This window comes from Pseudoalteromonas sp. MTN2-4, assembly GCF_042848605.1.
Lineage (GTDB): Bacteria > Pseudomonadota > Gammaproteobacteria > Enterobacterales > Alteromonadaceae > Pseudoalteromonas.
Genome location: NZ_BTGK01000011.1, coordinates 96,319 through 107,837, shown reverse-complemented (window position 1 = coordinate 107,837; position 11,519 = coordinate 96,319). Strand labels below are relative to the sequence as shown.

The window sequence follows — 11,519 nt, the reverse complement described above, 5'->3', positions numbered from 1 at the left end:
TACAAGCAAACCTGAACAAATAATGAAAAAAATGGTTGACCTTTGAGCTAGATTTTCTTTTTATAGAGGAAACAACACGCTAAAGGAGTTCGCTATGTTATCAAGATTTGAAGAAGCCCAACAGAAATGGGGTGGTAGTCACAGCGTTATCGATGCATGGTTAACTGAGCGTCAGGAATTGTTATTACAGTTTTGTAAATTGGCTGGTTTCGCACCATATGACAAAAAAGATCATGCACTACCTGACCAAGTGCAGATTCAATGCTTTTGTCAGATCATGATGGATTATTTATCCGCTGGTCATTTTGAAGTGTACGACAACATAGTACAGGCCTGTAAAGAAAAAGGCCCAAAGAGCGTCGCTCTGGCTAGTGCGCTTTATCCTCGCATCTCAGAAACCACTGATGTCGCACTTGATTTCAATGACAAGTATGCAGAAGTAACCCAGGATAACATGTTAGCGGACTTTGACACTGACTTATCTAAGCTGGGTGAAATTTTAGAATTACGCTTTGAACTAGAAGATGAGTTAATCGAAAACTTCTACGCGAATCATACTGATTAGAACAGAATTAAGATAAACTTTAGACAAAAAAAAGGGTTCCAATGGAACCCTTTTTTATTAAGCCTTTAGCATAAAGACCTAATTAATCATATTACTCAGCTGCTGCCGCTTTTTTCTCTTGTTGGATCTCAAGTAACTCAACTTCAAATACTAGCGTTGAGTTTGCAGGGATCTTACCAAGGTCACGTTCACCGTACGCAAGCTCTGAAGGAATCGTGAATTTAAACTTAGAACCTTCGTGCATTAACTGAAGACCTTCCGTCCAGCCTTTAATTACTTGTTGAAGACCAAATGTCGCAGGCTCGTTACGAGAGTATGAGCTATCGAACTCAGTACCATCGATTAAAGTACCTTTGTAATGTACTTTTACTACATCTGTTGCAACTGGCTTTTTACCGTCACCTTGAGTGATCACTTCATATTGAAGGCCAGACTCAGTCACTGTTACACCTTCTTTCTTAGCGTTGTCAGCTAAGTATTGAATGCCTTTTTCTTTGCTTTCTTTTGCTAACGCTTCTGCTTTTTCAGCTTGTTTAGCACGAACCGTCGTATCAAGCGCAGTTAATACTTCACGAATTTTCGCTTCATCTAATTTTGCTTCACCCGCTAATGCATCTTTAAAACCACGCATTAGAAGTTCTTGGTCAAGCTCTACACCGATCTCTTTTTTATCAGCAAGGTCTTTTTGTAAGAAGTTACCAACAGACGCACCAATACCATAAGCTTGTTGTTGTAGTTCTGTTTCTAGTTTTACTTCTGCTGGCTTTTGTTCAGCTTCTGCTTTTTGATTACATGCAGTTAGCGCCAATACCGACGCAGCAATTAAAGACAGTTTAATCGTCTGTTTCATTCTATTTCTCCGGCTCACTTATTGTGGCCTTTACTATTTACTTGAAAGGTTAAATTTATGTATCCACATTATCATTCATCCGCTCAGATGCCAATCCTCATGCGGTTATCGTCATACAAGCGTAACAACGCGACTTTCAGGCTTTGATGCGCTACTATCAATAAAAAGCGCCATTATATGGACATGAGCGCAAGTGTACCCTTTGTGAAACAGAGCGTTAAGGGAAAAAACTAAACTATGCAAAGTATTCGACTCTTTCTTACTACTATACTCTGTACCTTGCTGCTGGCATGTACCCCTTCAGCAAAACAAGCATCACATACTGTAGAGCATGCTGTTCGAGGCTCGTTTGCAGCTGCAATTTCTGCAGACGGTCGATACTCTTTGATTTCATCGGTCGAGCATGGCGTTAGCCTATGGGACAACCAAAGTCATGGCTTAAGATACCAATGGCAGCATTCTGCAGATCCCGAAAACCTAGTACATTCGCTCGCCATCGCCTATGACAACAGCTTTGCTGTGACTGCCGCCAACGATACATTTGCCGTTTGGAATATTCAAACCGGTAAAAACCAAGGCTATTATCAAATAAAAACAGCTACGATCCGCGATATAGCCATTAGCAATCAAGGCCGCTATGTAATGTATGGTCGTAGTGATAATGTCATCGTCCATCTCGACTTAGTCAACGGTAGACGCTTAGAGTTCCTCGGTCATCAAGAAAAAATCAATAGCATTGCGCTATCACCTAACGGCCATTTCGCGTTAAGTGGCGGTAATGATTACACCGCCTATTTTTGGGACACTAAAACTGGACAAGTACTTCATCGCTTTAATCATCCCAGTCGCGTCACCAAAGTCGCCTTAGATGCCAGTGGTCAATACGCATTTACCGCCGATAGTTTAAAAAAAGCCAGTGTCTGGCAACTCACTTCAGGTGATCTCGTATCACAATTACAGTATATTGCTCGCCAGAAAATCTTTAGCGCCGTTCGCTTCAATGAAAGTGCGACACTCATTGCCACAGGTTCACCGAATCGCGAATTATCGCTTTGGCGGGTAAATGACGGCCAACAACTAGATACCTTTTTAGTAAAGCCGAGAGAGGGCAGCCGCCCTAAATCAGCGGTGGTATTTGATGTTGCTTTTACTGATAACGAGCGCAGTTTAACCACAGAGAGCTCAAGTGGTTTGCTAGAAATATTTACCGATTTGGATACACAATGACAGAATTAGAAAATCGCGTGATGGAGTTAGAAGCAAAAATTGCTTTTCAGGACGATACCATCGAAACACTGAACGATGAACTTCGCACCCATCAAAAGCATTTAGCCAAAATGCAGCGCCAGTTAGAGTTATTAGCGCAAAAAATTAAAGAAGGAGGTGACAGTGGGTTAATGCCTCAGCATCAAGAGCCACCACCGCCGCATTACTAAACGAGTATCTGGTTAATAATAAATACGTTTAAGCCAGTGTTACTCTGGCTTAAATACACCAATTACTTGCTCAAATTGACGTGTTGATGCTTGCACCGCATCTTTTGGTTGCGTCATCTTATGACCACATTCAACACATTCTACTTTTTCTACATCATGCTCTTTATATAGCATCATGACATCTTGCTTATTACACTCAGGACATACTGCCCCAGCAATAAAGCGTTTCTTCTGTTTCATCTTCGTCTCGACCCGCGATTAAGTTATGTTCTATTCTATCTCAATACCCGATTTATAAGAAACACGTTCACTCTGTTTGCAGAAATAATACCGACCTTCAAATGGAAGATAGAGTTGAGCCCCACAAAGCACTTCATGCTATGATAGCCCCATTATTTATTGTTGCTGTAACACTATGATCCAACTGTCAGATATCGAGCTACTTCGCGGTGGCAAAACCCTACTTAAAAACGCTAGTGCAACACTTTTTCCAGAGCACAAGGTTGGCCTAGTCGGCGCTAATGGCTGTGGTAAATCATCTTTGTTTGCATTGTTAAAGGGCGAACTACAGTTAGATTCGGGTGAGTTTCAATTCCCAAAAGATTGGTCTATTGCCTCGGTAAAACAAGAAACCCCAGCGCTTGAGATCAGTGCCCTAGATTACGTATTACAAGGTCACCCTGAATATTACGCCTGCCGTATTGCACTACGTGACGCAGAAGCGAGCGATGACGGCGCAAAACAAGCGCAAATACATCAGCAAATTGAACATCTAAAAGGCTACAGCATTGAGGCCAAAGCCGGTGAACTTTTACACGGTCTAGGGTTCAGCAACGAGCAAATCGATAACCCAGTGAGTGCCTTTTCAGGTGGTTGGCGCATGCGCTTAAACCTTGCTCAAGCACTTATTCGCGATGCAGATTTACTGCTACTCGATGAGCCTACTAACCACTTAGATCTAGATGCCGTTTACTGGTTAGAGCGCTTTTTACGAGCATATACCGGCACACTGGTGCTGATCTCTCACGACCGCGAGTTTTTAGATGCAGTGGTAGACCAAATTTGGCATATCGATCGAAACCTTATTAATGTTTATAAAGGCCATTACTCTCAGTTCGAACGTCAAAAAGCAGAGCGCATGGCACAGCAACAAGCCTTGTTCAACAAGCAACAAGAGCAAATTGCTCACTTAGAAAAGTTCATTACCCGCTTTAAAGCCAAAGCCAGTAAAGCAAAACAAGCCCAGAGCCGTGTTAAAGCCCTAGAGCGTATGGAAAAGCTTGCCCCGGCACATGCTGATTCGCCATTCGATTTTGAATTTGCCGAACCTAGTGCACTTCCAAACCCATTAATGACGCTAGATAACGCACAAGCAGGCTATGGCGACATCACCATCTTGCATCAAATCAAACTTAATCTGGTACCTGGTAGCCGCATTGCGCTACTTGGTCGCAATGGTGCGGGTAAATCAACCCTGATCAAATTGCTTGCAGGCGAATTGCAGCCACAATCTGGCGAAGTCTTTCAGCATCAAGGATTGAAAATTGGTTATTTCGCACAGCATCAACTTGAGTCACTAGATTTACAAGCGAGTGCTGTGACACATTTACAACGCCTAGCCCCCGATGCACCTGAACAATCTTTACGTGACTTTTTAGGTGGCTTTGCCTTCAACGGTGACCGCGCTTTAGAGCCTGTAGCGCCCTTCTCAGGAGGCGAAAAAGCCCGTTTAGTTCTAGCCATGTTGGTATTCCAAAAGCCAAACTTACTATTACTGGATGAGCCAACCAACCACTTAGACCTAGAAATGCGTCATGCCCTTGTTATGGCGCTACAGGGTTTTGAAGGCGCGATGGTGACGGTATCGCATGATAGACACATGCTAAAAAATACCGCCGATGAATTTTATCTGGTAGATAACGGCAGCGTATCGCAATTTGGCTATGATTTAGATGAGTATTACCAATGGTTACTGAATGCCAATAAAGCCGACAGCAAAAAAGAGCAAGTCGAAGTTAAATCGCATTCCAGCAGTAACCGTAAAGAAGTAAAACGTCTTGAAGCCGAGTTCAGAAAGTCAGTTCAACCTTTGAAGAAGGAAATCGATAAGCTTGAAAAGCAACTAGATAAATTCTCAGAGCAGTTATCTGACGTTGAAAACCAGCTTGGCGACAACGATTTGTACAGTGATGAAAACAAAGCCAAGCTTACCGAGCTGCTTGGCAAACAAGCTGAATTAACACCAAAAGTGAACCAAATAGAAGAAGACTTATTAATGGCACTTGAAGAGATGGAAGAAAAGCAAGCTGCATTTGAGGCAAGTCTCGCCTAATGTCTAAACTCACGTGCGATACATTTTGGCAATTTGCCTGCGATATATATAGCAAAAATGGCGTGCAACCTCTGCTGCTCGAGCTACAAGACGAGCAGCAAAAAAACGTAAACGTATGCTTATTACTGTTATTCCTCGACAGTCTAAAGCTACAACTAACACCAACTCAGTTTTCAGCGCTCGACAATGCCGCTGCGCTCAGTGATGCTCAGTTACTAAACCCACACCGCTTAACCCGAAAAAACCTAAAAACACACCATGCGCACCGCACTGACTATGCGGTTATTCGCAAACAATTGCTCGAAAATGAGTTAGCCCTTGAGAAATTACAGCAAAGCTTATTATTAAACGCGCTCCCTAGTTCAATCAGCGTTAACAGCGGCGCTGACAACCTCGCTCTTTACTTATCAGAACAAGATAAAAACCGCCTTTTCCAGTATCTTTAGAGACGAAAAGCATGATCAAGATCAAGCTCTAACCCTAAGCCAAGCTGATCAGAAAACAAACTTGATCTCGATCATATCAAGCCCGCCATCCCTCACCTATGATTACTTCATCGAGTAATTAGGAGGCCAAGGCCATGAACGTATTCTTTAGAGATTTTTTTAGCGACCCAGTGTTGTTTCTGTCATTTGGTATCTTGGGCACAGTGATTGTGCTATGCGCTTACTACGTTTATTACTTCATGAAGAAGATTAACGAGTCAGAAGCTCCTGAATAAATAGTTTTTTGTGGTCTTGCCTTTGACCCACTTTAAATAAAGGCATTTGTTCCCCGATAGAGACGAATTAAGCACGACGCACAAAGCACCTTACTAACCTAGTTAGTCGGGTGCTTTTTATTTGTGAAGCAGAAAGATTGTGTACTATATTCGGCACTTTCTCACCCATTCTCAGCTTTATCTCGACAGTTCTACTTATTTAACCCATCTCGACTCTTTGCTACACTGCCTGCGAGTATACAAATAAGAAGAATTATGAGTTATCAGTTTGAAAGTGCTTGGTGGATGTCGAATCGCCATGCACAAACTATCTTGCCCCGTTTTTTTAGACCCTTTCAGCGCGTTGATGTGGATTATGAAGAACTGACTACGCCCGACGGTGATTTTTTAGAGTTAGCCTGGAGTCGCACAGGCAAAAAAGATTCACCTCTTGCCATTGTGCTACATGGTCTAGAAGGCAACCTAGATAGTTTTTATGCCAAAGGCATGCTCAAAGCCCTGACTCAGCAAGGATTTGATACTGTGCTCATGCACTTTAGAAACTGCTCACGCTTACCTAACCGTTTGCCGCGTGCTTATCACAGCGGAGAAACCGGTGACTTACAGTTTTTAATTCAAACATTAAAAGTACGTTTCAACCCGAGTTCTTTATTTGCAGTTGGCTTTTCTCTTGGTGGCAATGTACTTGCCAAATATTTAGGTGAGCAAGGTAAGCAAAGTGACCTCAGCGGTGCTGCGGTAGTTTCAGCACCCCATCATCTTTCTTCTTCGTGTCAGGTGATCAGAAAAAGCTGTTTTGGTTTATATCAAAAATACTTGTTAGACCGATTAAAAAAATCATCTGCCAGAAAATACCCGCAGATCGGTGAAGCGATAAAGCTAAACAAGCAAGAATTAGCCAAAATTAACGATTTATGGCAGTTTGATGATCAATTAACAGCGCCACTACATGGCTTTGAGGGTGCTGAAGATTATTATGCACAAGCAAGTGCTCAGCCTTTCTTAAAACACATTGCAACACCCACTTTACTGATCCATGCCGAAGATGATCCTATGCTGTCTTTAGAAGCTGTGCCAAAAGCCGAGCAAGTCAGCGAGCAAGTCACTTTGGCGGTGTCTAAAAAAGGTGGTCATGTCGGCTTTATTGGTGGTAAGAATCCGTTCAAACCCGAGTTTTGGCTTGAAAAAGCCGTTCCCCATTATTTTCAATCACTCCTTAAAGGTCAGAAGTAGATGCTCGTCCCATATCAGCAACTTGATCCAAACACGCTTAATAATCTCATTGAGCATTATGTACATCGCGAAGGCACCGATTACGGTGATGCTGAAGTGAATACAGATACAAAAGTGGCGCAAGTGAAAGCCCAACTCAAATCAGGTGAAGCTCTAATTGTGTTCTCTGAACTGCATGAGTCGGTCAATATCGTCTCAAAAGCCCAATTCAACGCCATGCAAAGTGAAGAATATACCGAAGGCTATGACACTGATTACGCGTAATCAGTGTCAATCTAAGCTCACTTACAGATAGCAAGAAAACACTTATTACACCAATCCTCAATGATACTCAATCATTTTGAGGGACTTAAACTGACGCTAACTTGATTGAAAACTTCTTATTTAGAACAATTAAATAGCAAAATTTCCGCCTCGTTATCGACTAGTTTTTCTTGCCTCAAAATAGACCGCTTAATTAAGAGGATTGGTATTAAAACGCTGCAAAGCTCATTTGTTTTTTCAATGCAGAAGCTTGGCGGCGTGATATATCGACTTCCGATCCATTACTTAATGTCGCAGTTAATCCATAGTTGATATTCTCTTCTAGGTGCACCACCGCATCCAAACGGATTATTTCACTGCGACTTGCGCGTAAATACACACTAGGATCAAGTTTTGCTTCTATTTTACTCAGCGAACTATGAATGTAAGACTTGCCAAACTCGGTGTAAATTGCCGCATGATTACCGACACTTTCAAAACGTAATATGTCTCTCAACAAGATGATTTTCATCTTGTCAGCAAATTTCACCATCAATTTAAAATCGTCTTCAAGCTGTGTATTTTCGGTTTCTGATAGCAGACTTGTGAGCTTTTCAATGGCTTTTTCTAACCGCGCAGGGGCTGCGGGTTTTAGTAAATAGTCAACTGCATTGAGCGAAAAGGCGTCCACGGCAAACTCGTTATAAGCTGTACAGAAGACGATGGGGATTTCACCTTTTAATTGCTCAGCGAGCTCAAGCCCAGTCCCTCCCGGCATTTCAATATCTAAAAATATTGCGTCTGGCGCTAATTCATCGACTAAGGCTTTTCCCTCGATAATATTTTGCGCTTCACCCAGCACTTCTATTTGCTTATGCTTTTTTAATAAACGCTGTAACTCTGCTCGCGCCAAAGGCTCATCGTCAATAATAAGCACTTTAATTGTTGCTTTAGGCTGCATGGGGCACCTCCATAACGGCTTTAAATTTCTGACGCTCTTGTGAAATCAACAGTTGTGCCTGTTGTCCAAACATAAGCTCCAACCGAGATTGAATATTTGCCAGCCCTAGCTGGGTGCCACTTTTAATTCTAGTTTCATCAAAAGGATTTATAACTTGTACCAGCACTTTGCCTTCACGCTCTGACACATGAATTTTCAGTTCCCCTCCGTTAGGAAGGTGGGCAATACCATGCTTCACTGCATTTTCAACGAGCGTAAGTAGAGACATGCAGGGCAAGGTTGCTTTAATTAGATTCTGTGGGCAATCAAAGTGTACTCTGAGGCGTTCACCAAATCTCACTTGTTCAATAGCCAGGTAGTTTTCACAAATTTGCCACTCATCCTCAACGCTGACATGTGTCCGTAAATCTGTCGTCAGGTTATACCTAAACAATTCTGAAAGCTGTGTGACGATTTCTGCAGCTTTATCTTGGTCTTGATAGATCATTCCACGAATCGTATTGAGCGAGTTAAACAAGAAATGTGGGTTTATCTGATTTTGTAAGCTGGCAAGTTGTTGCTCTTTTAACTGCGTTATTAGCACTTTTTTTTCCCTTCGTGACACCACTGTTAAATAACAGGAAGCCCAAGCCAAACTTTTAAAGTAGTTAGTTAGAAACGCTGAAAATAAACCTGAACTATCATCCATCATATTCATTTTGTCTCCATCCCCTACCTGCATTATGACATCAGAAATCCCTGCAGGAGATAAAAATGGAATGACTGTGTGCAAAGACACAACTTGCAAGCTCGCTACACCCAAGCTGAGTATTGCCATGTGCCAAATAGTAATACGGGCAGATTTAAGTCTGTTAGTGACCCAATTCCCGCCATGTTTTAACAGTAAATGGGTCAATAATATAAATGATGCTGTTTGAACACTTGCACGCCAAAGTAATCCGTTCAAATTATCAATTGGCACTTTCAATACTATTACAACCATCATTATTTCAACGATTAAGATGAAAATGAAAACGGCTAATTGACACAGCCAATATTGCTTCATGGGTACAATACTCCTTGCTTCGACGCGATGAATTGTACCCATATTGATTTCCATTACCAACTTAGAACTTTGAAACAATTGATATAAACAGCGAATCATTGTCACCTACACGGCTAAACCCTATACCCATTGAATAAGCATCTGTCTTTGTAGATTCTAAAGCGATTCGATATCCCAATTCGTTCTCTTTGCCATTTCGATGAATTGCTGCCCCATTAAGTACAAAATTCTTTTTAAAGTTGTAACGCGCGCCTAAGCGAGTGACATCATAACTGCGAGTAAAGCTTGTCGGTTGACCTGAGACCTCTTGTTGTAAGATCGCTGACTCCAAATAAACATGCAACTTGTCAGAATGAGCGAAATTCAAACCCAGTGTGATATCAGTCTGAGCAAGCTGAGCATCCTCATCACTGCGGTTGATTTGATAGTGTATACGACCATATAAGTTTAAACTTTTCTCCTGTTCTTTAAGTAAGTTTCCAAAGTCTGCTTGATAGCTCATACCAAGGCCACTGCCTTCGAAAACATCATCAATCTCATTGCTTTGCACACTGATATTAAAGCCTTCTTTAAGCTCCAGCTTGGCCGATGCCTCTGCTTTTTCAGTTTGCTGAGCTTGGCTGTTTTCCGTTGCAATGGCTGCATTTGATGCTGACCCTAAAATAGCAGCAATTAACGTACGGCGAATTGTTTTAGCATTGAAGTTAGTCATATTGTTTTCCTTAATTTTTAATTTATTTGGGCTGTGTGCCTCTGTTGGGAATAACTATATGGAAAACTCGCCATAGTAATTTGCGAAAAGTGATAAATGGTTAAAAAAGAGGATAAGCGGAGAATATACAGGATGAAGAAATTGTTGTTACAATCAAACCACTTAAAACAAGAAAAGACTGAGTTATGAAAGCAACTTTTACTCTTGCTGCACTCGCGTTAGCGGTTGCCAGTGCACACTTATCAGCAGCAGAAAAACAATACACAGCATCAGAACGCGCCGAACGTATTGCCAAACAAAGCATTTTAATCGACACCCATATTGATGTTCCCTATCGCATCGCCGACAGGTGGGATGATGTCAGCAAAGCAACTGAAGGCGGTGACTTTGATTATCCTCGTGCTGTAAAAGGCGGCTTAAATGTGCCATTCATGTCGATTTATATTCCTGCTAGCTTGGAGTTTGAAGGCAAAGGTAAAAGTTATCAATTAGCCAACCAGCTGATTGATGGTATGGAGGCCCTAGTATTCCGTGCTCCTGATAAATTCGCGATGGCATATTCATATAAAGATGCTTATCAACATTTTAAAAAAGGCAAAATGTCGATTGCGATGGGTATGGAAAACGGCTCGCCGATGGAAGGCGACATGAAGAACCTAAAGCACTTCTATGACCGCGGTGTTCGATATATCACTTTGGCACACTCTCAAAGCAACCATATCTCAGACTCTTCTTATGACTTGCGACGCAAATGGAAAGGCTTAAGTCCATTCGGCAAAGAGCTAGTAAAAGAGATGAATAATATCGGCATGCTGATCGATGTATCACACATTTCTGATGCTGCGTTTTATCAGGTTATGGAGCTATCAAAAGTGCCTGTCATTGCATCACACTCTTCATTGCGTAAATATACGCCAGGCTTTGAGCGTAATATGGATGATGACATGTTATTAGCCTTGAAGAAAAATGGTGGTGTGATCCAGATTAACTTTGGTTCAAGCTTTGTGACTAGTGCATCGCGTGGTTGGTACGACAAACGTAACGCAGCGAAAAAAGAAGCCGAAGACAGTGGTAAAGCAACGACTGATTTCGCAGCAGCTTACCGTGCTAAAAATCCATTCCCGTTTGCAACACTAGAGCAAGTACTTGATCACATTGACCATGTAGTCAAACTTATTGGTATTGATTATGTTGGTATTGGTTCTGACTATGATGGCGTAGGTGACTCACTGCCTATCGGCTTAAAAGATGTATCAACTTATCCAAATCTAGTACAAGGTTTATTAGACAGAGGCTATAGCGAAGCGCAAATTAAGAAGATCTTAGGTGGCAATACCATGCGCGTATGGCGTCAAGCTGAAGAATACGCAGAGAAAGAAAACACGAAAGGCTAATTACAGAGTGCAAAGTGAAATAAACTT

The 11,519-nt window shown here is 41.8% G+C and carries 14 protein-coding genes; 9 read left to right on the top strand and 5 right to left on the bottom strand.

What is annotated here, in order from left to right; genetic code table 11:
- The first annotated feature begins 94 nt into the window (after positions 1-94).
- Positions 95-565, top strand: a complete 471-nt coding sequence (gene rsd / locus ACGHEH_RS19520; protein ID WP_390448814.1) for a sigma D regulator — start codon at positions 95-97, stop codon at positions 563-565.
- A 91-nt stretch (positions 566-656) separates the two neighbouring features.
- Here the strand turns inward: rsd and fkpA are convergent, their stop codons facing one another.
- On the bottom strand, positions 657-1,415 hold the full coding sequence (gene fkpA / locus ACGHEH_RS19515; protein WP_138483498.1) for an FKBP-type peptidyl-prolyl cis-trans isomerase: 759 nt from the start codon (positions 1,413-1,415) through the stop codon (positions 657-659).
- A gap of 237 nt (positions 1,416-1,652) precedes the next feature.
- Here fkpA and ACGHEH_RS19510 point away from each other — a divergent pair, with 237 nt between their 5' ends.
- Together ACGHEH_RS19510 and ACGHEH_RS19505 are read left to right on the top strand one after the other, a co-directional pair.
- Complete coding sequence (locus tag ACGHEH_RS19510; protein WP_390448811.1) at positions 1,653-2,642, top strand: WD40 repeat domain-containing protein; 990 nt, start codon at positions 1,653-1,655, stop codon at positions 2,640-2,642.
- Positions 2,639-2,851 (top strand): SlyX family protein, encoded by a 213-nt coding sequence (locus tag ACGHEH_RS19505; RefSeq protein ID WP_058028475.1) that lies wholly within the window; start codon positions 2,639-2,641, stop codon positions 2,849-2,851. The genes ACGHEH_RS19510 and ACGHEH_RS19505 overlap by 4 nt, the downstream gene beginning before the upstream one ends.
- A 39-nt stretch (positions 2,852-2,890) precedes the next feature.
- Here ACGHEH_RS19505 and ACGHEH_RS19500 read toward each other — a convergent pair whose 3' ends face one another.
- Positions 2,891-3,091, bottom strand: a complete 201-nt coding sequence (locus tag ACGHEH_RS19500; RefSeq protein ID WP_058028474.1) for a YheV family putative zinc ribbon protein — start codon at positions 3,089-3,091, stop codon at positions 2,891-2,893.
- A 175-nt stretch (positions 3,092-3,266) separates the two neighbouring features.
- Here ACGHEH_RS19500 and ACGHEH_RS19495 point away from each other — a divergent pair, with 175 nt between their 5' ends.
- From ACGHEH_RS19495 to ACGHEH_RS19475, 5 genes are all read left to right on the top strand, one after another.
- Positions 3,267-5,183, top strand: coding sequence for an ATP-binding cassette domain-containing protein (locus ACGHEH_RS19495; RefSeq protein ID WP_390448807.1), 1,917 nt, complete (start codon positions 3,267-3,269; stop codon positions 5,181-5,183).
- The gene (locus ACGHEH_RS19490; protein WP_390448804.1) at positions 5,183-5,629 is read left to right on the top strand and encodes a TIGR02444 family protein; all 447 of its coding nucleotides are present in this window, start codon (positions 5,183-5,185) and stop codon (positions 5,627-5,629) included. The genes ACGHEH_RS19495 and ACGHEH_RS19490 overlap by 1 nt, the downstream gene beginning before the upstream one ends.
- Before the next feature lie 134 nt (positions 5,630-5,763).
- Complete coding sequence (locus tag ACGHEH_RS19485; RefSeq protein WP_083496476.1) at positions 5,764-5,904, top strand: DUF3149 domain-containing protein; 141 nt, start codon at positions 5,764-5,766, stop codon at positions 5,902-5,904.
- Positions 5,905-6,159: 255 nt separating this feature from the next.
- Positions 6,160-7,137: a hydrolase gene (locus tag ACGHEH_RS19480; RefSeq protein WP_390448897.1), complete on the top strand. Its 978-nt coding sequence runs from the start codon at positions 6,160-6,162 to the stop codon at positions 7,135-7,137.
- Positions 7,138-7,401: a YheU family protein gene (locus tag ACGHEH_RS19475; RefSeq protein WP_390448802.1), complete on the top strand. Its 264-nt coding sequence runs from the start codon at positions 7,138-7,140 to the stop codon at positions 7,399-7,401.
- A 208-nt stretch (positions 7,402-7,609) separates the two neighbouring features.
- On the opposite strand, the gene ACGHEH_RS19470 is transcribed toward ACGHEH_RS19475, so the two are convergent.
- From ACGHEH_RS19470 to ACGHEH_RS19460, 3 genes are all read right to left on the bottom strand, one after another.
- The gene (locus ACGHEH_RS19470) at positions 7,610-8,341 is read right to left on the bottom strand and encodes a LytR/AlgR family response regulator transcription factor (RefSeq protein ID WP_390448800.1); all 732 of its coding nucleotides are present in this window, start codon (positions 8,339-8,341) and stop codon (positions 7,610-7,612) included.
- Positions 8,331-9,386, bottom strand: a complete 1,056-nt coding sequence (locus ACGHEH_RS19465; protein ID WP_390448798.1) for a sensor histidine kinase — start codon at positions 9,384-9,386, stop codon at positions 8,331-8,333. Before ACGHEH_RS19465 ends, ACGHEH_RS19470 begins: the two co-directional genes overlap by 11 nt.
- Positions 9,387-9,447: 61 nt before the next feature.
- The gene (locus tag ACGHEH_RS19460; RefSeq protein ID WP_390448796.1) at positions 9,448-10,098 is read right to left on the bottom strand and encodes a hypothetical protein; all 651 of its coding nucleotides are present in this window, start codon (positions 10,096-10,098) and stop codon (positions 9,448-9,450) included.
- Positions 10,099-10,283: 185 nt separating this feature from the next.
- Here ACGHEH_RS19460 and ACGHEH_RS19455 point away from each other — a divergent pair, with 185 nt between their 5' ends.
- Entirely contained in the window at positions 10,284-11,492 is a 1,209-nt protein-coding gene (locus ACGHEH_RS19455) for a dipeptidase (protein ID WP_390448794.1), read from the top strand.
- The last annotated feature ends 27 nt before the right edge of the window (positions 11,493-11,519 follow it).